15 protein-coding genes are annotated in these 23,783 nt (G+C 66.5%); 8 read left to right on the top strand and 7 right to left on the bottom strand.

The window, feature by feature from the left end:
- Nucleotides 1–37: 37 nt before the first annotated feature.
- Complete coding sequence (locus IP90_RS11250) at nt 38–6,799, bottom strand: hypothetical protein (RefSeq protein ID WP_144899749.1); 6,762 nt, start codon at nt 6,797–6,799, stop codon at nt 38–40.
- Between the two features lie 500 nt (nt 6,800–7,299).
- Between IP90_RS11250 and IP90_RS11245 the strand changes: the two genes are divergently transcribed.
- On the top strand, nt 7,300–8,934 hold the full coding sequence (locus IP90_RS11245) for a M4 family metallopeptidase (RefSeq protein ID WP_144899748.1): 1,635 nt from the start codon (nt 7,300–7,302) through the stop codon (nt 8,932–8,934).
- Nucleotides 8,935–9,103: 169 nt separating this feature from the next.
- On the opposite strand, the gene rpoD is transcribed toward IP90_RS11245, so the two are convergent.
- Complete coding sequence (gene rpoD, locus IP90_RS11240) at nt 9,104–10,957, bottom strand: RNA polymerase sigma factor RpoD (RefSeq protein ID WP_144899747.1); 1,854 nt, start codon at nt 10,955–10,957, stop codon at nt 9,104–9,106.
- Nucleotides 10,958–11,015: 58 nt separating this feature from the next.
- Nucleotides 11,016–11,456 carry a D-aminoacyl-tRNA deacylase gene (dtd, locus tag IP90_RS11235; RefSeq protein WP_144899746.1) on the bottom strand — a complete coding sequence of 147 codons (441 nt, stop codon included), beginning with the start codon at nt 11,454–11,456 and terminating at the stop codon, nt 11,016–11,018.
- Nucleotides 11,457–11,949: 493 nt separating this feature from the next.
- On the opposite strand from dtd, the gene IP90_RS11230 reads away from it, so the two are divergent.
- From IP90_RS11230 to IP90_RS11215, 4 genes are read left to right on the top strand one after another with little or no spacing between them, the layout of a single operon-like run.
- Nucleotides 11,950–12,867: a lauroyl acyltransferase gene (locus IP90_RS11230; RefSeq protein ID WP_144899745.1), complete on the top strand. Its 918-nt coding sequence runs from the start codon at nt 11,950–11,952 to the stop codon at nt 12,865–12,867.
- The gene (locus IP90_RS11225; RefSeq protein ID WP_144899744.1) at nt 12,867–13,391 is read left to right on the top strand and encodes a PH domain-containing protein; all 525 of its coding nucleotides are present in this window, start codon (nt 12,867–12,869) and stop codon (nt 13,389–13,391) included. Before IP90_RS11230 ends, IP90_RS11225 begins: the two co-directional genes overlap by 1 nt.
- Nucleotides 13,369–14,880, top strand: a complete 1,512-nt coding sequence (locus IP90_RS11220; protein WP_144899743.1) for a PH domain-containing protein — start codon at nt 13,369–13,371, stop codon at nt 14,878–14,880. Before IP90_RS11225 ends, IP90_RS11220 begins: the two co-directional genes overlap by 23 nt.
- Nucleotides 14,881–14,888: 8 nt before the next feature.
- Entirely contained in the window at nt 14,889–15,653 is a 765-nt protein-coding gene (locus IP90_RS11215; RefSeq protein WP_144899742.1) for a glycosyltransferase family 2 protein, read from the top strand.
- Between the two features lie 33 nt (nt 15,654–15,686).
- On the opposite strand, the gene IP90_RS11210 is transcribed toward IP90_RS11215, so the two are convergent.
- From IP90_RS11210 to def, 4 genes are all read right to left on the bottom strand, one after another.
- Nucleotides 15,687–17,396: an ArnT family glycosyltransferase gene (locus IP90_RS11210; RefSeq protein WP_144899741.1), complete on the bottom strand. Its 1,710-nt coding sequence runs from the start codon at nt 17,394–17,396 to the stop codon at nt 15,687–15,689.
- Nucleotides 17,397–17,756: 360 nt separating this feature from the next.
- A complete protein-coding gene (gene rsmB / locus IP90_RS11205) occupies nt 17,757–19,049 on the bottom strand; it encodes a 16S rRNA (cytosine(967)-C(5))-methyltransferase RsmB (protein ID WP_144899740.1) in 1,293 nt (430 codons plus the stop codon).
- Nucleotides 19,046–19,984: a methionyl-tRNA formyltransferase gene (gene fmt, locus IP90_RS11200; RefSeq protein WP_144899959.1), complete on the bottom strand. Its 939-nt coding sequence runs from the start codon at nt 19,982–19,984 to the stop codon at nt 19,046–19,048. The genes rsmB and fmt overlap by 4 nt, the downstream gene beginning before the upstream one ends.
- 136 nt (nt 19,985–20,120) lie before the next feature.
- Entirely contained in the window at nt 20,121–20,630 is a 510-nt protein-coding gene (def, locus tag IP90_RS11195; protein WP_144899739.1) for a peptide deformylase, read from the bottom strand.
- Between the two features lie 191 nt (nt 20,631–20,821).
- On the opposite strand from def, the gene IP90_RS11190 reads away from it, so the two are divergent.
- The 3 genes from IP90_RS11190 (at nt 20,822) to IP90_RS11180 (ending at nt 23,740) form a co-directional block, all read left to right on the top strand.
- Nucleotides 20,822–21,949, top strand: a complete 1,128-nt coding sequence (locus IP90_RS11190) for a LysM peptidoglycan-binding domain-containing protein (protein WP_144899738.1) — start codon at nt 20,822–20,824, stop codon at nt 21,947–21,949.
- Nucleotides 21,950–22,058: 109 nt separating this feature from the next.
- Complete coding sequence (dprA, locus tag IP90_RS11185) at nt 22,059–23,270, top strand: DNA-processing protein DprA (RefSeq protein WP_144899737.1); 1,212 nt, start codon at nt 22,059–22,061, stop codon at nt 23,268–23,270.
- Entirely contained in the window at nt 23,267–23,740 is a 474-nt protein-coding gene (locus IP90_RS11180; protein ID WP_144899736.1) for a DUF494 family protein, read from the top strand. The genes dprA and IP90_RS11180 overlap by 4 nt, the downstream gene beginning before the upstream one ends.
- The last annotated feature ends 43 nt before the right edge of the window (nt 23,741–23,783 follow it).

Raw genomic sequence — 23,783 nt, 5'->3', positions numbered from 1 at the left:
CGGTGGCAACGCCACCGGGCCGCCATCTGGTTGCGACTTACCAGGCGTACTGCAGCGATACCTGGCCGCCTACGGCGTCGTCGAAGCCCGCGCCGTCCATCCAGTTGAGGCCGCCGTTCCACGACAGACGACCCTTCTGCGCACCGAGTCCGAACTTCACCAGCGCACTGGTGCCCTCGGTCATCACGTTGCCGAAGAAATCATCGTTGATGGCGTAGTTGGCGATGCCTTCGAACGTGCGCACCACGCCGAACTCGCTATACGGCGTCCAGCGCCATGCCGATGCGCTGCCGAAGGTCTTCGACAACGACACGCCGGCATGTGCGCGCCTCCACTTCGCATCCTGGCTTTCGAACGTCGCCTGGTCGCCGGTGATGCTCATCCCGTCGATCGAGGTGTCGGTGTAGCGCAACTGCGGCTCGATGTTCAGGCCATTCGCCAGTCCCCAGGTATAGCCAGCCTCGAGGTTGGTGGTGGTGGCATTGCCGTCGCTGCGCTGGCGCCCGCCGATCGAATCGATGTTGGTTTCGAACTGCATGCTGCGCCAGGACGCGTCGACGTAGAAACCTAGCGGCGAAACCCATGTGCCGTACAGGCCCAGGGTGTTGCCGCGGATCGTGTCCATGCCGTGCTCGTCGACCAGGTACTGCTTGCCTTCGGACTTGGCGAACAGCGTACCGAACCGGAAGCCGTTCAGTGCCTGGTACTCCACGCCCATCTCGGTGCCGTAGTTGTCCTGGCTCAAGCGCGAGTTGGACAGCTGGCCGAAGTTGCCGGACAGGTGATCCGGGCTCATGCCGCTTTCGTCGCGGAAACCGCGCACCCACAGGTTGATGTTGTTCAGCGCCGGCTGGCGACCCGCGGCCGCAAGCGAGTAGTTGCGGTCGCGCCAGTTGCCGATCGTGCTGGTCATCAGGCTGTCGACGCCCAGCACCGCGGAGGAGGCCAGCACGCCGGCGGCGTTCAGGCCGCTGACGTAGGTCTCCACCGAGAGCAGGTAGGAACTGCCGTTGCCGTCCGCGGCCGCCGTGGTGTCGGGCTGGTTGGACAGGTTCATGCCCATCGACAGGAAGTCGCGCGGCGAGATGCCGAGCACCTTGCCGGCGACGAATGCCGACGGACTGGTGCCGCCGGACACGTGCACCAGTTGTAGCTCGGTACCGACGTCGCTCGATTTCGGCAAACCGTCGAGCAGCATGACATTGACGCGCTGGAGCGTGCCCTTGCCGACGCCGCCCTGCACGAACAGCTGGTCGTTGACCTGCTTGCTCAGGCCCACGTCGAGGTTGATGTCACCACGACCGCCAAAGCCACCGGTGATGGTCAGACTGTCATCGGCGGCGCCGTCGAGGAAGTCGATGACGCCGTTGTTGCTGAACGACGCCTCACCCTTCGGCTGCGCCAACGCGGCGGACAGGGCCGCAGCGCTGCCGTCGGTCATGTCGATGGTGCTCGCACCCGAGACGCGGATCGTACCGGCGTTGCTGAAGCGGTTGTTGCCGGCGCCGAAATTGCTGGCCGTGCCGGCCAGCTGCCAGACGCCTCCGCGCAAGTTCGAGATCACGTCGTTGCCGCCGCCGGTGACGATGGCACCGGTGATCGAGCCACTGTTGACGATGGTGGCGTTGACCGGCGCCAGGGGCGCACCGTCCACGATGCGGATGGCGTCGGCGGCACCATTGGTCGAGGAGACCGTGATGCTGCCGGCGTTGTTGACGGTGACGTCGGAGCCGGTCAGCACGCCGTACAGGCCGATCGCATCACCGTCGACCGAGGTCGCGGTGATGCTGCCGTTGGCGGTGTTGGCCAGGGTCAGTTCACCGCCGCCACCGGCAGTACCGCTGATGCCGATCGCATCGCCGACGCTGGTCGTGGCTTCGATCGTGGCGCGATTGCGCAACACCGCATCGCCACCACCCTCGGCACTGCCGTCGATGCCGACCGCATTGGCTGCGGACGACGTGGCGAAGATGTCGCCACGATTGTCGATGCTCAGCTCGTCGTCGCTGCCGATGTTGGCCAGCACGCCGAACGCATTGCCGTAGAGGCTGCTGGCGTCGATCGTGCCGCGGTTGATCACCGAGACGTCGTTGTTGTCCGAGGACGCATATACGCCAGCGGACAGCCCGGCGTAGTCGCCATGCGAGGCGATGCTGCCGGCGTTGACGATTTCCACGTCGTCATAGGTGGAGATGCCCAGCAGGCCTACCGCCACTGCACCGGAGGTATAGGCATCGACCACGCCGTCGGCGGTATTGGTGATGCGCACGTCGCCATCGGTGGAGATGCCGGCCACGCCATAGGTGTATTTGCCGCTGGCGTAGATCGAGCCCTGGTTGCGGACTGCGACGTCGCCCGCGCTGGCGACCGCGTTGATGCCGCGGCTGTACTTGCCGTCGGTTTCGATGGTGCCGCGATTGACCACGTCCGCGTCCACGCCGCTGGCGTCGATGCCGCGGGCAACGGAGATCAGGCCACCGGCGGTGGCGGAGATGCTGCCGGTATTGGTCGCCGAAGCGGTGCCGTTCTGCGAGGAGGAAACCACGCCGTACGAGAACGCATAGAACGAGCCCGTCGAGTTGGACGTGATGTCGCCGGCATTGACCACGTCCGAGTCGCCGGCGAAGGCCAGCGACAGGACGCCGTAGGCGTAGGCGCCGCTGGCGTAGATCGAACCGGCGGCGGTGTTGCGGATGCTGACGTCGCCGTCGCCGGAAGCCGCCACGCCGACCGCATTGCCGTACTTGTAGTCGGGCGAGGCGATGGCGCTGATGCTGCCCGCGTTGCTGACCTCGATGCCGGAATCCTCGCCGCCGGCCAGCACGGAAATGCCGGAGGCCGCGTTGTAACCGCTGGCGTCGATGTTGCCGCGATTGGCGATCTCGACATCGCTGCCGGGGGCAACCGTTACCGCGTTGATGCCGCTGGCGATGCCGTTGTCGGCGGTCGCGGCCACGTCGCCGCGGTTGTCGACGAAGATCCCGCCTATGCCGCTGCCGTAGCTGTGGATGCCGGTCGCGTAGGGACCGACTGCCGCAATCGTGCCGGTGTTGCGGACGTAGACGCCGCCGTCGCCGCCGCTGGCATAGATGCCATAGGCATGGCCATACACGGCCTCGGTCCCGGCTTCGGGATCGGCCGGCGCATAGGCGATGGCGCTGGCGCTGATGTCGCCGGAGTTGTCGACCCAGGCCAGGTCGTCGCCCTGTGCCTCGATGCCCGCGCCCCAGGTGTAGCCGTCGGCGGTGATCGAACCGGAGTTGTCGACGTACGCCGCCGCGCCGGACGCGAAGATGCCATCGGCCAGGCCGGCTTCGGTGCTGACCGTGATCGCGCCGCTGTTGGTGACGGTGGCCGTGGCACCGGGCGCGTAGGCGTAGACGCCGATCACGTCGGTGTTGATGGTGTAGGTGCCGTAATAGCCCTCGTAGACGCCGGAGCCGGTCGCGATCGCGCTGATGCTGCCGCTGTTGTCCACGCCGACGTCGCCGCCTGCGCTCGAACGCACGATCACGCCACGCGCCGCGCCATAGGTGTTTTCGGCGGTGATGTCGCCGCTGTTGGTGACCAGCGCATCGCCGGCATCGACCTGCACCACCGCGCCATAGGCGATCTGCGCATAGCCGGAGCCGAAGGCATCGATCGAGCCCGCATTGTCGATCGTGGCGTTGCCGTCGTTGTTGGCGTTGGCGAATGCGCCCACTGCCAGCAGGTCGCCGCTATAGGAGGACAGGCTGCCGCCTTCGGCGTTGCTGATCAGGGCATCGCCATAGTTCGACGAGGCAAGCGCGCCATAGGAATACTTGCCGCTCGCGGCCAGCAGGCCGGTGTTGTACACCGTGGCGTCGCCATCGCCCGACTGCGCCAGTACGCCGAAGCTGTACTTGCCATCGGTGCTGATAGAGCCGCTGTTTTCGACGACGGTATCGCCCTGCGAGGTGTTGGCCAGCACGCCGATCGCGTACTTGTTGGCCGTGGCGATGATGTCGCCATTGTTCTGGACATGGGTGCCGGCCAGGCTGCTGGCGTCGATGCCGATGGCGTCGCCGAAGCGCGCATAGGTCTCGATCATGCCGTCATTGGTCACGTTGGTATAGCCGTTCTGCGAGGCGGCGGCGAATCCGACCGCGTCGAAGCCGCCGTTGACCACGACCGAACCGGAGTTGTCCACGTTCGCATCGCCCGCGAACGCCAGCGCCAGGCCGCCGTAGGCGTAATCGCCGTAGCCGATGGTGATGGTGCCGCTGTTGCCGATGTTGGCGTCGCCGTCAGCCGAAACCACGATGCCTTCGGCCGACGAGTAGTACACCGTGGTCGCCGCATAGATGCTGCCGGCGTTCTCGACCGTGCCCGACGAACCGGTGCCGGTCGCCAGCGCGACGATGCCGCTCGCGCCGTTCATGCCGGTGGCGACGATGCTGCCGCTCTCGGTGTTCTCGATCGCGATGTCGCTGTACTCGACGCTGGTCACCGCCTTGATGCCGGTGGCGAAACCGTTGTCGGCCGTGGCAGTGATGTCGCCGGAATTGCTGACCTGGGCACCACCGATGCCGCCACCGTAAGCGTAGACGCCGGTTGCATACGGGCCGGTCGCGGCAATCGAGCCCTGGTTGTCGACCATGACGCCGCCGTCGCCGCCACTGGCATAGATGCCGTAGGCGTGGCCGTAGATGCCCTCGGTGCCCGCTTCCGGATCAGCGACCACGTACGCGGTCGCCGACGCGCTGATGTCGCCGGTGTTGGTCACCGACGCCGCGTCGTCGCCCTGCGCCTCGATGCCCGCGCCCCAGGTGTAGCCGTCGGCGCTGATCGAACCGGAGTTGTCGACATTCGCGACCGCACCGGCGGCGAACACGCCATCGGCCAGGCCCGACGCGGAGCTGACCGCGATCGAGCCGGTGTTGTTGACGGTCGCCGTGCCGCCCGGCACGTACACGTACACGCCAATCGCGTCGGACGCCAGATACTCGCCGGTACCGGTCGCCGTGACGATGATGTTGCCGTCGTTGTCCACCGTCGCATCGCCGCCGGCCGAGGAACGCACGATCACGCCGCGCGCCGAACCGTAGCTGTTGTCGGCGCTGATGTCGCCGCTGTTGGTGACCAGCGCATCGCCGGCGTCGACCTGCACCACCGCGCCGTAGGCGAGTTGCGCATAGCCTGCGCCACTGGCGCTGATGCTGCCCGCATTGTCGATCGAGGCGTTGCCGTCGTTGTTGGCGTTGGCGAACGCACCTACCGCCAGCAGGTCGCCGCTGTAGGCGGACAGGCTGCCGTCCTCGGCGTTGAAGATCGCCGCGTCGCCGTAGTTGGATGCGACCGTCGTGCCGTAGGCATACTTGCCCACCGCCGCGATCGCACCGCTGTTGTAGAGCGTGGCGTTGCCATCGCCGGACTGCGCGAGCACGCCGAAGCTGTACTTGCCGTCGGTGCTGATCGAGCCGCTGTTGTCGACGACGGTGTCGCCCTGCGAGGTGTTGGCCAGCACGCCGAATGCGTACTTGTTGGCCGTGGCGGTGATCGCACCGCTGTTGTCGACCGTACTGCCGGCCAGGCTGCTGGCGTTGATGCCGGCCGCGGTGCCGAAACTGGAGTCGACCGTGATCGAGCCGGCGTTGGATACGTCGGCATAGCCGTTCTGCGATGCTGCCAGCACGCCGTAGCCGCTGAGGCCGCCGTTGACGGTGATGTCGCCCGTGTTGCGCACGTCGGCATCGCCGGCGAACGACATTGCAAGCGCACCGTAGGCGTAGTCGCCGTAGCCGACCGTGATCGTGCCGCTGTTGCGGATGCTGGCGTCGCCATCGGCCGAGGCCACGATGCCTTCGGCCGTGGAGTAGTAGACGGTCGTGGCCGCGTAGATGTCGCCGGTGTTGTTGACGCTGGCCGAGGATCCGGTGCCCGACGCCACGGCGACAATGCCGCTCGCGCCGTTCATGCCGGTGGCTTCGATGCTGCCGCGGTTGGCTACATCGATATCGCTGCCTTCGACATTCGTCACCGCCTTGATGCCGGTGGCGAAGCCGTTGTCGGCGGTCGCAGTGATGTCGCCGCGATTGGTGACGGTGATGCCGCCCGCGCCGCCGCCGTAGGCATAAATGCCGGTGGCATACGGCCCGGACACTTCGATCGAGCCGCGGTTGTTGACCACCACGCCATCGTCGCCACCGCCGGCGGCGTAGATGCCGTAGGCGTGACCGTAGATGCCATTCACCGTGTCGTACGCGGTTGCGTTGGCACTGATGCTGCCGACGTTGTTCACCGTTACCGAGTCGCCCTGCGCCTCGATGCCGGCGGCCCAGGTATAGCCGTTGGCTTCGATCACGCCCTGCAGGCTGTTGTTGACTGTGACGTCCGCGCCGTAGGCAAAGATGCCGTCCGCGATGCCGTCGACCGATTCGGCGTAGATCTCGCCGTTGTTGACGACGCTGAGCTCGGCACCGGCGTAGTCCGCATTGATGCCGATCACGTCGCCGCTGCCGGACTCGCCGATCGTGCCGTTGTTGACGACCGTGATGTTGAGCGTCTGCAGTGGCTGCGTGCCGGCGGCGATTGCCTGGCCGGACACTACCGAACTGGGGGCATGTCCACCTGCGATGGTGGTCAGGTCGACGACTGGCGCGCTCGCGCTGTCAGGCGCGGCGCATCGGATCAGCTGGGCCTGCGCAAGGTTGCCGCAGTCGCCCGCTTGGACGGCGCCGGTTCCGACAAGGGCGATCGCCGAGGCCGTCAGTGCCGCGCGTATGGCGCGCGTGATCGGAGCGACGTGGATGGTGTGGGACTTCCTGCTTCCGCGCATCGTGCTACCCCTTCTGATGAAAGTGTGAGCCTGCAGGGCTGCATTTCATCGGGCGATTACGCGGCGTGCGCCAGGAGGAACAGAGGCGTGCCCGCCGCCACGATCATGTGGATCGCGGCACCGAAGAAACATCAGCCTTGTCGCCCCTGACGACCCGCGAAGATTAGTTCCGGGTTTTGCTGCTTGCAAGGGGGCTGATGATTATTTTTTTGCAGCGATCGCATACGCATCCGTACGCGTTGACGCGGCCATCACATCGTTCACCGTCACCCGGCGGTATCTGCAGACGGGATCACAAAGGAATTGCGAATTGCATCGGTGGTGTCATCACATTGTCATGCGCGCTCGTGTCGCCCCGCATGCGTCGGCGTCGTCATCGCGCGTCACGATCGCTGGCCGACATGCGAATTCACACAAACGCCTGCGGAAAAAGTTATGTTCCGCGAGGGGATCCGATGAGACGACCTTACGTTCATCACCTTTTCTTGGGAGAGATCCGCATGCAGTCCAGTCTTTTGAGCGCGGCTGTCGTGTCCGCGCTGGCGCTTTCTGCCACCGCCGTTGCCGGCGACCTTCGCACGTCTTCCCCCGTAGTGCGCGCACAGGGCCTGCTCAACGGCCCCGCCACCAGTCTGGTACGGCGCGATTCCGCGGATCAGTTCATCGCGAAGGATGTCGTCGTTGATCGCAACGGCAATGAGCACGTCCGTTTTGCGCGCACGTATCGTGGCCTGCCGGTGATCGGTGGCGGGATCGTGGTGCATTCCCGCAACAACCAGATCAAGTCCGTCACGCAGACCCTGGACGCGCTAGCCCGTCCGAACATCGTGCCAACGGTCGACAAGGACTGGGCCATCGTCGAAGCCGGTGCGCGCCTGGGCAGCGAGTACAACTTCACCAAGTCGCCAACCTCCAGGACTGTCATCTACGCACGCGGCGACGCTGCGCCGAAGCTGGCGTATGAAGTCCGCTACCAGGGCGTCAAGAAAGACCAGACGCCTACCGACATGCATGTCATCGTCGACGCGCACAACGGCAAGATCCTCGACAAGTGGGATCGGGTATACACCGCCAAGCCCGGCCCGGATGGTCCGAAGTGCGCCAACCCGACGGCCGCCACCGGTGTCGGCGACGCGCTGTACCTGGGCGAGGTCGAGCTGGGCACCGGCGAATGCAGCAACGGCTTCCAGCTCATCGATCCTACGCGCGGCGGCGGCTGGACCAGCAACATGGGCAACCGCACCGTGGGCTTGGGTACCGCGTTCGTCGATTCGGACAACGTCTGGGGCAATGGTACCAACACCAACTCGCAGACGGTCGCGGTCGATGCGCATTTCGGCGTGTCGTCGACCTGGGATTACTTCCTGGAAGTGCACGGCCGTGCTGGCATCGCCAACGACGGCAAGGGCGCACTGAGCCGCGTGCACTACGGCCGCAATTACGCCAACGCCAACTGGAGCGACGCCTGCTTCTGCATGACCTTTGGTGACGGCAACGGCTCGTCGGTCGGACCGCTGGTGGAACTGGACGTGGCCGGCCACGAGATGTCGCACGGCGTGACCAGCCGCACCGCCGACCTGATCTACTCCGGCGAGTCGGGCGGCTTGAACGAAGCGACCTCCGACATCTTCGGCGCCATGGTCGAGTACCGCGCCAACACCGAGGGCGACACGCCCGATTACCTGATCGGTGAACTGGTGTTCCGCCAGGATCCGAGCCTGCCGTACCAGACCGCGCTGCGCTACATGTTCAAGCCGAGCCTGGACGGACTCTCGCCGGATTGCTGGAGCCCGGACATCGGCGGCATCGACGTGCACTACAGCTCGGGCGTGGCCAACCACTTCTTCTACCTGCTGGCGGAAGGCGCGGTGGTACCCGACGGTTGGGGCGAAGGCACCGGCGCCAACCTGACGGCGGCCGATCTGGTCTGCAACGGCAACACCGAACTGGCCGGCATCGGCCGCGCGGACGCCGAGCAGATCTGGTACCTGGCGCTGACCGGTTACATGGTCGAGGACACCGACTATCCCGGTGCGCGTGTGGCCACGCTGAGCGCCGCGACCGATCTGTTCGGCGCGGACTCGCCGCAGTACGCGGCGGTCGCGGCTGCCTGGAGCGCGGTCAGCGTCGAATAAGCCGAACCATGGCTGGTGAAGCGACACGAACGGCCCGCGCAAGCGGGCCGTTCCTTGTTACCGCTGGACGTCGGGTCGCTCGAACAATCGCGCACGCCAATGCGCTGTTTCATGCAAGAAAAAACCCCGCGCGAGGCGGGGTTTTTTGTACCTGCACACGGCGTGCGGCCTACTCGATGTCGAGGAAGCTGCGCAGCTGTTCGGAGCGGCTCGGATGACGCAGCTTGCGCAGCGCCTTGGCCTCTATCTGGCGGATGCGCTCGCGGGTCACGTCGAACTGCTTGCCGACTTCTTCCAGCGTGTGATCGGTATTCATGTCGATGCCGAAGCGCATGCGCAACACCTTGGCTTCGCGCGGAGTCAAACCGGCCAGCACGTCGCGCACGGTTTCCGACAGGTTGATGTCGACTGTGTTCTCGACCGGGGACATCACGTTGGTGTCCTCGATGAAATCGCCGAGATGCGAATCCTCGTCGTCGCCGATCGGCGTCTCCATCGAGATCGGTTCCTTGGCGATCTTCATGACCTTGCGGATCTTGTCCTCGGGCATGTCCATCTCTTTCGCCAGTTCTTCCGGCGTCGCTTCGCGGCCGTACTGCTGCAGCATCTGCCGGCTGATGCGGTTGAGCTTGTTGATCGTCTCGATCATGTGCACCGGGATGCGGATGGTGCGCGCCTGGTCGGCGATCGAGCGGGTGATCGCCTGGCGGATCCACCACGTCGCATAGGTCGAGAACTTGTAGCCACGGCGGTATTCGAACTTGTCGACCGCCTTCATCAGGCCGATGTTGCCTTCCTGGATCAGGTCCAGGAACTGCAGGCCGCGGTTGGTGTACTTCTTGGCGATCGAGATCACCAGGCGCAGGTTGGCCTCGACCATCTCCTTCTTGGCCTTGCGCGCCTTCGCCTCGCCGTAAGCCATCGCGCGACTGATTTCCTTGATGTCGGCCAGGGTCAGGTGCAGCGCCTTTTCGGTGGCGATGGTCGCTTCCTGCTCGGCGATGATCTTGTCCTTGACGTCGCGCAGGCCCGACGACCACTTCTGCTTGCGCTTGAGGACTTCGTCGACCCATTCCAGGTTGGTCTGGTTGCCTTCCCAGGCACGGATGAAATCCTTGCGCGGCATCTTGGCCACGCGTGTGGACAGGTCGAGAATGCGGCGCTCGTGTTCCTTGATCTGGCCGACCACTTCGCGCAGCTTGCGCACCAGCGTGTCGGTCAGCGGCAGCGGCAGCTTGAAGGTCATGAACAGGTCGGCCATGTCCTGGCGCAACTTGATCACCGCCTTGTTGCTCGGGCCGTTCTTGGCGTAGCTCTTCTCGAACTTGACGTACAGCGCGCCGAGCGCCTCCATGCGGTTGGCGACCTCGACCGGATCCGGACCGGTGGGACCGGCTTCCTCGGCATCGGCGGTGGCGTCGTCTTCTTCCTCGTCGGCTTCGGCATCGCTGTCGGCGACTTCCACCGCCGCCGGCGGCTCGGGGACTTCCTCTTCGGCGTCGTTGAAGCCGGCCACGATTTCCGCCAGGCGCTTCTTGCCGGCCTTGTGCAGGTCGTAATCGTCGAGCAGCAGCTTGACCGACCACGGGAAGCTGGCCAGCGACGACAGCATCTGGTTGAGGCCTTCCTCGATGCGCTTGGCGATCGCGATTTCGCCTTCGCGGGTCAGCAGTTCGACCGTACCCATCTCGCGCATGTACATGCGCACCGGGTCGGTGGTGCGACCGGCTTCGGTATCCAGCGCCGACAGCGCGGCAGCGGCTTCCTCGGCGGCGGTGTCGTCGACTTCGCGGCCACCATCGCTAGCGCCGGCGAGCAACAGCGTTTCGGCATCCGGTGCGATCTCGTGCACCTCGATGCCCATGCCATTGATCATGCCGATGATGTCTTCGATCTGCTCGGGATCGACGAGATCGTCCGGCAGGTGATCGTTGACCTCGGCATAGGTCAGGTAACCCTGTTCCAGGCCCTTGCTGATCAGCTGCTTGATGTCGGACTGTGGGGCCTGACGTTCGTTGGCCATGTGAGGCGCCACCGGTATGGGAAAGTGAACCCGTAATTATACCAGCCAGCCAGCCGGGTCAGGACTTGAGCAGGAAGGTCACCGGGCCATCATTGACCAGGCTGACCACCATATGGGCACCGAACCGCCCGGTTTCCACCCCTGCAGGGTGTTTTTCGCGGCAGATCGCCACCAACTGGCTGAAGATCCGTTCAGCCTCGGCCGGTGCGGCGGCCGTGCTGAAGCCCGGGCGCATGCCGGAACGGGTGTCTGCCGCCAGCGTGAACTGGCTGACCAGCAACAACCCGCCACCGTTGTCGGCCAGCGAGCGGTTCATCCGACCCTCGGCATCGGCGAACACGCGGTAACCGAGCAGGCGTTGCGCCATCCGTGCCAGTTGCGGTTCGCCATCGCCGGGCTCGACGCCGACGAGCGCAAGCAGGCCCGGACCGATCGCACCGACGGTTTCATGGCCAACGACGACGGCGGCCTGGGTCACACGCTGGATGAGGGCGAGCATGGGAATCGGGAATCGGGAATCGGGAATCGGGCAAGCCTCTCATGGCCGTCATCCCGGCGCACGCCGGGATCCGGTCTTCGGCACAGCTCGATCCGGTTGGATGACCGTCGGAAGCAGCTCAATCAACGAAGCGGCACCCTGTGGGCGCCAGCCCACAAGTCCAGATCAGCGACAAGAGCCGTGGCCGCGTCGAAAGAGATTTCGAACCCGTACCTAACGAGTGCGGCACTCTCAACATGGCTTCGGGCCCTTTCTTTGGTTACTTTCTTTGGGCCAGCAAAGAAAGTGACCCGCCGCAAGGCGGAAGCTCTGCACTTGCAGCAAGAGGCAGTGGAACAAGCTCCTCTCTACAACGCAAAAAACGGGGTTCCGCGTGCGCCGGGATGACAAGCACAGCAAGCAACCACCGGATCAACCTACGCCCGAATGACTGTCACAGCGGCGGCGGTCACCGGGTGAATACGTCCGCACGCAGCCGGTAGACTGCGTTTCAATGACCAACTTCACCGCCCGCCTGCTGTACGTCCTCGTCGCCAGCATCGCCCGCATGCCCTGGTCGTGGCTGATGCGCTGCGGCGATGCCATGGCAGCCGCGATGCGACGGCTGGACGTGCGCGAGAGCCGCGTCGCGCGACGCAACCTGCAACTTGCGTACCCACGGATGCCGGTCGACGAACGCGAGCGCCTGCACCGTGCGATCCTGCGCGGCACTGCACGCCAGGCACTGGAAACACTGCGACTGTGGACGCGTCCGCATGCGCGCAACCTGGCGCTGATCCGCGAAAGTCATGGCGTCGATCTGTTCGACGACGCCGTCGCAGCCGGCAAGGGTTTGATCGTCGCCGCGCCGCACTATGGCAACTGGGAGCTGCTCAACCAGTGGCTGGCTTCGAAGACGCCGATCTCGATCCTGTACCGGCCGCCGGAATCGGCGATCGGCGAAGCCTTCCTGCGCATCGTCCGCGCCGACGACAGCGGTCGCGTGACCCAGATCCGTGCCGAAGGCCCGGCGGTACGCCAGCTGTGGAAGCTGATGAAGGCCGGCGGCGTCACCGGCATCCTGCCTGACCAGCAACCCAAGGCCGGCGACGGCGAGTTCGCGCCGTTCTTCGGCGTGCAGGCGCTGACCATGACCCTGCTCAACCGCCTGTCCGAACGCAGCGGCGCCACCGTGCTGTTCGCGTATTGCGAACGCATCGGCGCCGGTCCCGATTTCGCGCTGCGCATCGAACCGGCGCCGCAGGCGATCGCTTCGCCCGACGTCGCGGAAGGCGTGGCTGCGCTGAACGCCGCGGTCGAGCAGATCGCGCGACGCGATCCCGCGCAGTACCAGTGGACCTACAAGCGCTATACGCTGCGTCCGCCGGGCAGCGGCGAAGACAATCCCTACCGGGATCTGGAAACGCATTGATGAGCGACGCCACGCCCGATCCCGCACCCGCCATCGCCGCCGGCGACCCGGGATGGCAGCCGATGCCGCCGCGCGCGTTGACGATGTTCGTGCTGGTCAACGTGGCCGGCTCGATTGTCGCGGCGCTGGCCATGCTGGTGCCGATCGGCCTGCTGATTCCATCGAAGTCGTGGGAGTTGGCCGCCGCGTGCATCGCCCTGCTCGGGCTGCCGCTGTTCGGGTGGTGGCTGGCTCGCAAGCAATACCGCCATACGCGATGGAAGTTGGACGCCGACGGCTTCGCGCTGCGCCGCGGCAACCTGTGGCGCAGCGAGACCCGGGTGCCGGCCTCGCGCGTGCAGCACCTGGATCTCAAGCATGGACCGCTGGAGCGCCGCTACCGGCTGGCGACACTGGTGATCCATACCGCCGGCACGCGCAACAGCGCGGTGTCAGTCACCGGACTGGATGAGGCCGACGCCGAACGCCTGCGCGATCGCCTCGCACTGCTGCAGACCGACGATGACGACGACACCGACGCCTGAAGCGGCGGCGCCGGCGGCGGACGCCACGCCGGAACAGCGGCTGCATCCGCTGTCGTGGCTGTTCGTGCTGATCCGGCAGCTGCGGCAGTTCATCGTCCCGCTGGTCGCACTGTTCTTCTTCGGCCAGGGCGACCGCAACGAATTGTGGCCGCTGATCGGCGTCGGCGTACTGGCGCTGGGTTCAATCTGGCAGTACTTCACCTATCGCTACCGCGTCGATGGCGACCGTCTGGTGATCCGCAGCGGACTGCTGCATCGCAGCCTGCGACAGATCCCGTTCGCGCGCATCCACAACGTCGCCCTGCACCAGACGCTGCTGCACCGGCTGTTCAACGTGGCGGAAGTGCGGCTGGAGTCGGCCGGCGGCGAAAAACCGGAAGCGGAGATGCGGGTGCTGAAACTGGCCGACGCACTGGCGCTGGAAACGCTGCTGCGCCGTCGCAGCACCGGCAGCGCCGATGCCGCGACACCGGATCTTGCCGAGCAGGGCCAGTTGCTGTTGCAGCTGCCGCCTGGCGAGGTGCTGCGGCTGGGGCTGATCTCCAATCGCGGGCTGATCGTGATCGGTGCAGCCTTCGCGGCGGCGTCGCAGGTCAGCCCACGGCTGATCCCGAACCTGTTCGAACGTGTCGGCAAGATGCTGTTCGGCTACGCAGGCAGCCATCACTTCGGCGCGATCGAATACGCCCTCGCCGGGATCATCCTGGTCGCCGGCGTGATGCTGCTGATGCGGTTGTTCTCGATCGCGATCGCACTGCTGCAGTACCACGGCTTCCGTCTGCAGCAGCATGGTCGGCGGCTCACGGTCGAGCGCGGCCTGCTGACGCGGGTACGCAGCAGCGTGCCGCGTCGCCGCATCCAGGCCTGGACCCTGCAGGAAGGCCTGATGCATCGCCTGCTCAAGCGGCGCAGCCTGCAGATCGACACCGCGGTCGCCGGCAAGCAGGACGACCCGCGCGGCATCGGCGAACTGGCGCCGGTCGCCACGCCGGCGACCTGCGACGCGCTGCTGCAGCACCTGCTGCCGCGCGCGCAATGGCCGCTTGCCGGATGGACGCCGCTGCATCCGCAGGCGTGGTGGCGCCTGTGGTTGCCGGGCATCGTGTTCACGTTGGCGTTGACGGCAGGCCTGGGCTGGCGCTTCGGCCACTGGGGCCTGCTTGGCCTGCTGTGGCTGCCATGGGCAGCACTGGCCGCGCGCCAGCACGCACGTCGCGCCGGTTATGCGATCGACGGACAACTGGTCGCGGTGCGCGAGGGCTGGTGGTCGCGGCACTGGCGTTTCGCCGAACTGGACAAGCTGCAGGCGCTGCGGCTGACGCGTTCGCCGCTGGATCGCCGCTTCGGCATGGCCACCGTGCACCTGGATACTGCCGGCGCCAGCGCCTTGTCGCCGCCGCTGCGCATCCGCTTCCTGGCCGATCGTGAAGCCGAGGCGCTGTACCAGCGCCTCGCCCGCGAAGTGGCGCGACGGCCGCTGCGCTGGTGAGCCTGCCGATGCCGAACCAATCGAAATTGCCGATCAGCGGCGTGGTCATCGCCAAAAACGAGGCCGACCGCATCGGCCGCTGCGTCGCCAGCCTGGTCTCGGTCTGCACCGAGGTGATCGTGCTCGACTCCGGCTCCGACGACGCAACCGCGGCGGTCGCCGTCGCCGCCGGCGCGCGTGTCGAACAACAGCCCTGGCTCGGTTTCGCGGCACAGAAGAACGCGGCGATCGCACGCGCGTCCCAGCCGTGGGTGCTGCTGCTGGATGCCGACGAATGGCTGGGCGATGGCGCTGCCGAAGCGCTGCGCGACCTGTTCGCCGATGGTGAAGTCGAACGCGCCGATGTCTGGCGACTGCTGCGACGCACGCGTTTTCTCGGCGCGACGCTGGATCACGGCGGCTGGGGCAGGGAAAAGGTCGAGCGCCTGTTCCGCCCGTCGCTGCGCTACCTGCCGGCGGACGTGCACGAGAAGCTCGACCTGGCCGGCCAGCACGTGGCGCTGCTGGATGCACGCATCGAACACGACACCGCGCGCAGCCATGAGGAATATGCGGCGAAGCTGCAACGTTACGCGCAGCTCTGGGCCCGGCAGAAGCGTGCCGCCGGCCGTCGTGCCGGCCCGCTGTCGGCGGCGCTGCATGCGACCGCCTACTGGCTCAAGAACTACCTGCTGCGCGGCGGCTTTCTCGATGGCGCCATGGCCTACCGCTACCACGCGCTGCACGCACGCTACGTTTATGACAAGTACCGGCTGCTGCGCGCGGCCTCGTAGAGCGAAGCGAGCTCCGCTCTAGAACAAAAACGCTCAGTCCGGATCGGTGTCCACCGCGTTGCCGGGCACGTCCGAAGTCGCGGGCACGCAGCCGGGCACGACCGCGTCGGCCGGCACCAGCCACCAGCGACGCCGGTTCGACAGCCCCGCCAGCTCGGCTTTCGCGCGAACCACGCACTCGCCCAACGCGGGCTCCTGCACCAGCAGCCAGCGCTTGCCCGGCGCCTGCGCCTGCCATTCGATGCCGCGCCGCAACTGCTCCGGCCAGGGCATGACAAAGCCGAACGTGGTCGCCATCGGCCTCGACATCAACAGGTTCTGTTCCTTCCACGCCACCAGCGCCAACTCGGAATCCGGACCGATGCGCACCGCGACATCCTCCATCAGCTCGCGTGCCGAGCTCGACGGATTGAGCAGTGGATAAGCGACCAGTCCGTACAGCACCCACAGCCCGGCCAGCGTGCTGACCAGGCCCGCGATCGCGCGGCGTCGCCCGAACCACACCAGGCTGCCGATGCCCCAGGCGCCGATCGCCGACAGCAGCCAGGCCAGCGCATGCGCGCCGTTGGTGAAGCCGCGCTGCTCGATCAGGCGTCGTTCGAAAGCCGTGTCGCCGAACAGCAGCGTCAATCCAAGCAGCAACGCGACACCGGCAAGCAAGCCTGCGAACGCGATCGCCAGCCGTTGCGCCCACAGCTTGCGCACAATGCCCGGCAACAGCGGCGCCAGCGCCAGACACGCCATCGGCAACGCCGGCATGATGTAGACATCGCGCTTGCCGCTGGGAATGGAGAAGAACACCACCAGCAGCAGCCACCACGCCAGCGGCAACAGGTAACGCGCATCGCGACGCTGCAGGCGACGCTTCCAGGCCGGCAAGGCCCACGGCAGTGCCAGCATCGCCGGCAACCACATGGTCAGCATCACGCCGAGGAAATACCACGGCGGCTGCGCGTGGTCCCAGGAGCGCGCGTAGCGGTTCGCGGTCTGGTTGAACAGGATGTCGTTGAGATAGGCGCGATACGAGGGATCGTCCTGCGACAACGCCGTGGTCACCATCGGCACCAGCCACAGCGACGCGGCGAAGGCGAATGCCAGCGGCGCCAGCCAGAAGCGCGCATCGCGCAGGTGCAGCCCTACGCGCGGCCAGCCGCGCCAGACCGCGAACAGCGCCGGCACGATCATCACCAACGCCAGTACGCCGACACCCTTGGTGACGGTGCCCAGCCCCGCGGCGAACCAGCCCAGCCACCACAGCTTCCAGTTCGGTCCCAGCAGCAGATGCCGCAGCAGGCCGTAGTTGGCCAGCGTGATCCAGAACGTCACCAGCGGATCGATCTGCGCCTTCTTCGATTGATACGTGAACTGCAGCGCGAACAGCAATGCCCATGCCGCATACAGACCGACCTGCCGGGTCCACAGGCGACGGCCGAGGTCGTATACGCACCACAGCGTGCCGAGCGAAGCCAGCAGCGACGGCAGCAGGAAGGCGACACGCCAGTCGCGCAGCACCGTATAGGTCGCCGCCTGCAGCCACATGAACAACGGCGGCTTGTCCGAATACAGTTCGATGCCGCGATGCGGGAACAGCCAGTTGCCGCTTTCGACCATCTGCCTGGCGACCAGCGCGAAGCGCGGTTCGTCGGCCGGCCAGGGATCACGCAAGCCGAGGCCGGCGCCGAGCACCAGCAACGCAGTGAAGGCAAGCAGCCAGAAATCACGGGAAGCGCGGGTCTTGAGCATGACCACATGATAAGCGCTCGGCGCGTGTCATATCGGTCGAACCCTGGCTGAGGAATCCGTCCATCTACGCAGGACAAACTTCGAAGCGGCGTAAAGAAAGTCGGCCGCGACGGACGCCGCTCAGCGCTCACAAGCCCGACTACGACGTCAGTCAATGGGGCTTCAGGCCCTTTCTTTGGTTACTTTCTTTGGGCCAGCAAAGAAAGTAACCCGGGCGCTTTAGCGCACGGAAGCTCTTGCTCCAGGACCAAAGCGCCTGGATCCCGGCGTTCGCCGGGATGACGGACGAGGCGAGTCAGCGGAGATGACAGCCTTCGGCTGTTGTAAAGCACATCTGCCTTCGCGGAATGACGCAGGCGGTCAGCCGCCCTTGCGCAATCGCGCATAGAAAAACCCGTCCATGCCATCCTCACCCGGCAATCGCTGGCGGCCGGCCCCGGCGAGATGACCGAAACGTTCGTCGAGCGGATCGATGGTCGCATCCGGCGTGCGCGCGAGGAACGCAGCCACCTGTTGTTCGTTCTCGGCCTTGAGGATCGAACACGTCGCATACAGCAGCACGCCCCCGGGTCGCAGCATCGACCAGACAGCGTCGAGCAGGCGCGCCTGCAGCTCGACAACGGACGCCAGGTCGCTTTCGCGACGATGCAGCAGGATGTCCGGCTGCCGCCGCACGATCCCGGTCGCCGAACAGGGCGCATCCAGCAGGATCGCGTCGAAAGGTGCACCATCCCACCACGTTTGCGGGCGGCTCGCATCGGCGACACTCAGCACCGCGCCATCTTCCAGTTGCAGTCGTGCGAGCGTTTCGGCGACCTTGCGCAACCGCCGCGCATCGCTGTCGACAGCGGTCAGGCGCAACGAGGGATCGCGTTCGAGCAGGTGCGCCGATTTGCCGCCGGGCGCGGCGCAGGCATCGAGCACGCGCGCGCCGCGCGCGGGCGACAACGCATCGGCGACCAGCTGCGCGGCGCCGTCCTGGATCGAGACATCGCCCGTCGCGAAGCCGGGCAACGATGCCACCGCAACGGAAGCGTCGACGCGCACGGCATCGGCCAGGCCTACCGGCACGACGCCTTCGATGCCAGCTTCGCGCAGCGTGTCAACGTAATTGTCGCGGGCGACGCGACGGGCGTTCACGCGCAGCCAGGTCGACGCAGGCACCGCGCTGGCCGCGATGATGGCGGCAAATTCCCCGGGCCACTCGGCGCGCAGCTGCTCACGCAGCCAGGTCGGCCAGGCATCGGCGGCATCGGCTTCGGGCAGGCCCTCGCGCAACGCGCGCCGCAGCAATGCATTGACCATCCCGGCCTGATGCGCGCGTCCCATCGCTCGTGTCGCTTCCACCGTCGCCGCGACCGCGGCGTGGGCCGGCAGACCGAGCGCGTCGACCTGCGCGAAACCGGCGCGCAGCAGCGCACGCAGTTCGTCGTCGCGCTTGGGCAAGGGCTTGGCGATCCACGCCTTCAGCGCGGCGTCGTGGCGGGCGCGCTGCCGCAATGCCGCGAAGCAGATCGCCTCGACCAGCGCGCGATCGCGCGGGTCAGCGAGCGCCGGCAATGCCACGGCAAGTTCGGCCTTCAACGAGCGGCCACGATGCAGCACCGCATCCAGCACGCGGGCGGCGGCAACGCGCGACGACGCACCGCTCATGGTCGCGGCATCGAAACGGCCTGCTGCAAACCACGGCGCGCATTGACGTAATCGGTCGCCGTGATCGGCTTGCCGCCTTCGCGCTGCAGGTCGTGGATCCGCAGCATGCCTTCGCCACAGGCGATGTCGATGCCATCACGGCTCGCCGCCAGCAGTGTGCCCGGCACTGCACGCTGCATCGAAGGCAATGCTTCGGCGGCATGGATGCGCACGCGTTCGCCTGCCACTTCCGCCTCGGCAATCGGCCAGGGATGGAAGGCGCGCACCTTGTTGGCCAGCACCGTCGCCGGTTGCGACCAGTCCAGTTTCGCCTCGTGCTTCTCCAGCTTGTGCGCGTAACTCACGCCGTCTTCCGGTTGCGGTTGCGGCACCGGACGCACCCCGGCCAGCAGCAGCTCCAGGCCATCGGACAAGGTCTGCGCGCCAAGTTCGGCCAGGCGATCATGCAGTTCACCTCCGGTCTCGTCGTCGCCGATCGCCAGCTTCTGCGACAGCAGCACCGGGCCGGTGTCCAGGCCTTTTTCCATCTGCATCAGGCACACGCCGGTCTCGCGATCGCCGGCCTCGATCGCACGCTGGATCGGGGCGGCGCCGCGCCAGCGCGGCAGCAGCGAGGCATGCACGTTCCAGCACCCCAGGCGCGGGATGTCGAGGATCTTCTGCGGCAGGATCTGGCCATAGGCCACCACCACCATCAGGTCCGGCTGCAGCGCGCGCAACGCATCGCGCGCCGCCTGGTCCCTGAGCGTTTCAGGCTGCAGCACCGGGATGCCCGCGGCCACCGCTTCCAGCTTGACCGGCGAAGCCTGCAGGCCGCGGCCGCGCCCGGCCGGACGATCCGGCTGCGTGTACACGGCAACGACATCGCCATGCCGCATGGCGGCGCGCAACGAAGGCACGGCGAAATCCGGCGTGCCGGCGAAGACGATTTTCAAAGCCATACTCGGATTTTATCCGCTGTCATCGCGAACGCAGTGAGGGACCTGCTTGTCGATTGCGACGCAAAAGCAGGTCCCTCACTGCGTTCGGGATGACAACTAAAAGGGATGCTGCCCCAGGCGAATCCGGCCTTCAGGCCGCGCGCTTCTGCTTGGCCAGCTTCTTGCGCACCATTTCGCGCTTCAGCGGCGACAGGTAATCGACGAACAGCTTGCCTTCGAGGTGGTCCATCTCGTGCTGCACGCACACCGCCAGCAGGCCGTCGATGTTCAGTTCGAACGCCTGTCCATGGCGATCGAGCGCCTGCACGGTGATCTCGTTGGCGCGGGTGACATCGGCGAAGATGCCGGGTACCGACAGGCAGCCTTCCTGATAGACCTGTTCGCCGGACCTGGCGACGATCACCGGGTTGACGAACACCATCGGGCGGTCCTTCTCCTCGGACACGTCGATCACCATGAAGCGCTGGTGCACGTCGACCTGGCTGGCGGCCAGGCCGATGCCCGGCGCCTCGTACATGGTCTCGAACATGTCGTCGAACAGGCGCTGGAACGCGGGATCGGCCAGGCGCACGGGATCCACCGGCACCGCCTTGGTGCGCAGGCGCGGATCGGGGAATTCGAGGATCGGGAGCAGGGCCATGGCTGGAAAATGGGGGCGTCGGTCACAAGCGCAAGCGCTGGGGCGATTGTAACGCCGCCGCGCTTGCCTTGCAGCGAGGTTTGTGGGCTATATTGGCCCGGCTATAGGGGATTTTCTTCAAGGGGAGCGGGTAGATGGCCGCGATGCTTAAGCACCTTTCTCAGGGGCTTCGTGTTGTTTTTGCGGTAGCGATGTTGACCGTCGCTACCTACGCTGCGGCCGTGGAGATGCGCGGCGATCATCCCGACACCTACGTGGTGAAGCGCGGAGACACTCTGTGGGACATTTCCGCGCGCTTCCTGAAGAAGCCGTGGCTGTGGCCGGAGATCTGGCAGGCCAATCCGCAGATCGCCAATCCGCACCTGATCTATCCGGGCGACGTGATCAGCCTGGCCTACCTCGACCGTGTGGCCATGCAGCCGGGCCCGCGCACCGAAGCGGCGCCGATCAACGCGATCCCGCTGGACCAGGTCGAGGCCTTCCTCAAGGACCTGCGCGTCGTCGACGAGTTCCAGCAGCTGCCCTACGTGGTCAGCCTGGAAGGCGAGCGCCTGCGCGGCACCCAGGGCCAGGTCGCCTACGTGCGCGGCATCGCCGACGCCCAGCCGGGGCAGCGCTACATGGTGGTACGCCCGAGCCAGCGCTTCACCCAGACCCGGCGCATGTCCAACGGCGAGTACATGGTGTTCAAGGAAGACCTCGACTTCCGCGGCAACCGCCTGCTGACCGAAACCGCCGACCTCAACACCGGCTGGACCAACATCGCGCTGATGGAAGGCCCGCTGGAACTGCTCGGCCACGAACTGGTCCGGGTCAACGTCGGCACCGTCACCCGCGGCGAAGTGGGCGATGTCCAGGTCAGCACGCTGCTGCTGGACGAAGCCGGCCGCGAAGTCCGGGTCGGCGACCGCCTGATCGCGGTCGACGCGCAACCCTACGATCTGCAGTTCTTCCCGCATCCGCCGAAGGTGCAGTTGCCGGTCGGCAAGGCGCAGGTGCTGGCCGTGGCCGACGTCAACCTGTACGGCGGTCCGCGCGACGTGATCGCGATCTCCGCCGGCGCCCGCGACGGCATCGACAACGGCACCGTGTTCTCGATCTGGAGCAACGGCAACCAGGTGATCGACCGCGTCGAATACGGTCTCGACCGCAGCGACCTGAGCGTGCCCAAGCGTTCGCGCGTGCAGCTGCCCGACGAGTTCGCCGGCCACGTCATGATCTTCCGCACCTTCGACAAGATGAGCTACGGCCTGGTCATGGAAGGCATCAAGCCGACCCGTGTCGGCTACGGCCTCAAGCACCCGGACGCCACCCAGTAACGACGAGCGCGCCTGCGCGAATCAGGCCTGCGTGTAATCAGAATTTTCCGACATCACGATGCGACGGCGCCTGCGGGCGCCGTCGTCGTTTCGGCATTAGGCTGATCCGATGCACGCCGAACTTCGACCCGCCGATCCCGATCCCACCGATTCCCAGCAGGCCCTGCTGCGGCTGCATGCCGCCGGCGGCACGACCGCGTCGCGGCGCCAGTTGCTGGAGTCGCATGCCACGCCCGCCGCCGCGCTGGCCGCGGGACGACGCGCATGGCGCGACGCCGGGCTGGACGACGCGCAGATCCGCGCCCTGGAACGGGAAGAGACCGACGACCTCGCCCGCAGCCGTACCTGGTTGGCACAGCCGGACCACCACCTGCTCGGCTGGCACGACGCCGATTACCCGCCGCTGCTGCGGCGCATCTCCAGTCCGCCGCTGGCGCTGTTCGTGGCCGGCAATCCGGCGCTGCTCTGGCATCCGTCGGTGGCCGTGGTCGGCAGCCGCTCGCCGACCGCCGGCGGGCGCGACAACGCCTACGATTTCGCGCATGCACTGGCCACTTCCGGACTGGCCGTCGCCAGCGGCCTGGCGGCCGGCATCGATACCGCCGCGCACCAGGGCGCGCTGGCGGTCGAGAGCGGACTGACCATCGCCGTGCTCGGCACCGGTCCCGACGTGGCCTATCCGCGCGACAACGCCGCACTGATGTCGCAGATCGCCGACCGCGGCACGGTGGTCAGCGAACATGCCCCCGGCACGCAGGTGCGGCGCGAACACTTCCCCAGCCGCAACCGCATCCTGGCCGGGCTCAGCCTGGGCACGCTGGTGATCGAGGCCGCGCTGCGTTCCGGCGCGCTGATCACCGCCCGCTGCGCCAGCGAAGGCGGCCGCGACGTGTTCGCCGTGCCCGGCTCGATCCACAACCCGCTCGCCCGCGGCTGCCACCGGCTGATCCGCGATGGCGCCGGGCTGGTCGAACGCGCCGACGAGGTGATCGCCGCGCTCATGCCGATGGCTGCCGAGCTGGCCGCGACCTTGCGCCAGCGCCTCGACATCCCCACTACAGGCCCTGTCGAGCACCCGCGGACGCCCATTCAGCCTCCGCTGCTCGACGACCCCGACTACCAGCGCTTGTGGGCAGCCCTCGGCCACGACCCAACCGGTATGGATCGCCTGATCGACCGGACCGGATTGACGGCCGCGGAACTGTCCTCCATGCTGCTGGTCATGGAGCTTGAGGGCCACGTCAGCAACCTGCACGGCCGCTACACCCGCAAGACCCTGTCCCCCAACGCGCCGGAGACCGGCGCAGGCCGAGGGAAATGAAAGAGAGCATCCTGGATGTCCTGCTGTACCTGTTCGAGCACTACTTCACCGACGACGCCGACCCCGTCCGCGATCGCGACTCCCTCCAGAACGGCTTGATCCAGGCCGGTTTCAGCCCGGCGGAGATCAACAAGGCTTTCGACTGGCTCGACGCCCTGGCCGAACAGCGCCCCGGCGCCACGGTTGCGCGCAGCAACGGCCCGACCCGCATCTATTTCGGCCCGGAACTGGACAAGCTCGACGTCGAATGCCGCGGCTTCCTGCTGTTCCTGGAGCAGCACGGCGTGCTCGATGCCGACCAGCGCGAACTGGTGCTGGACCGCGCCATGGCGCTGGACCAGGACGAACTGGACCTGGACGACCTGAAATGGGTCGTGCTGATGGTGCTGTTCAACCAGCCCGGCTCCGAGGCCGCCTACGCCTGGATGGAAACCCAGATGTTCGTCGACGAGCCGGAGCCGGTGCACTGAAAACCGGATTCGGGATCGGGCATCCGGGATCTGACGGTTTGGT

Source organism: Luteimonas cucumeris, from assembly GCF_007830035.1.
In the GTDB taxonomy this organism is placed as follows: domain Bacteria; phylum Pseudomonadota; class Gammaproteobacteria; order Xanthomonadales; family Xanthomonadaceae; genus Luteimonas_C; species Luteimonas_C cucumeris.
Note: the sequence above shows the minus strand (reverse complement) of the source record. Positions and strands in the feature narration are given on the sequence as shown.

Coding starts and splice junctions, on each gene's coding strand:
- dtd (WP_144899746.1), bottom strand. CDS start 11,456: ATGCTCGCCCTCATCCAGCGTGTGACCCAGGCCGCCGTCGTCGTTGGC.
- IP90_RS11190 (WP_144899738.1), top strand. CDS start 20,822: ATGTTGACCGTCGCTACCTACGCTGCGGCCGTGGAGATGCGCGGCGAT.
- IP90_RS11245 (WP_144899748.1), top strand. CDS start 7,300: ATGCAGTCCAGTCTTTTGAGCGCGGCTGTCGTGTCCGCGCTGGCGCTT.
- IP90_RS11220 (WP_144899743.1), top strand. CDS start 13,369: ATGACGACGACACCGACGCCTGAAGCGGCGGCGCCGGCGGCGGACGCC.
- rsmB (WP_144899740.1), bottom strand. CDS start 19,049: ATGAGCGGTGCGTCGTCGCGCGTTGCCGCCGCCCGCGTGCTGGATGCG.
- IP90_RS11230 (WP_144899745.1), top strand. CDS start 11,950: ATGACCAACTTCACCGCCCGCCTGCTGTACGTCCTCGTCGCCAGCATC.
- dprA (WP_144899737.1), top strand. CDS start 22,059: ATGCACGCCGAACTTCGACCCGCCGATCCCGATCCCACCGATTCCCAG.
- rpoD (WP_144899747.1), bottom strand. CDS start 10,957: ATGGCCAACGAACGTCAGGCCCCACAGTCCGACATCAAGCAGCTGATC.
- IP90_RS11210 (WP_144899741.1), bottom strand. CDS start 17,396: ATGCTCAAGACCCGCGCTTCCCGTGATTTCTGGCTGCTTGCCTTCACT.
- IP90_RS11215 (WP_144899742.1), top strand. CDS start 14,889: ATGCCGAACCAATCGAAATTGCCGATCAGCGGCGTGGTCATCGCCAAA.
- IP90_RS11250 (WP_144899749.1), bottom strand. CDS start 6,799: ATGCGCGGAAGCAGGAAGTCCCACACCATCCACGTCGCTCCGATCACG.
- IP90_RS11180 (WP_144899736.1), top strand. CDS start 23,267: ATGAAAGAGAGCATCCTGGATGTCCTGCTGTACCTGTTCGAGCACTAC.
- IP90_RS11225 (WP_144899744.1), top strand. CDS start 12,867: ATGAGCGACGCCACGCCCGATCCCGCACCCGCCATCGCCGCCGGCGAC.
- def (WP_144899739.1), bottom strand. CDS start 20,630: ATGGCCCTGCTCCCGATCCTCGAATTCCCCGATCCGCGCCTGCGCACC.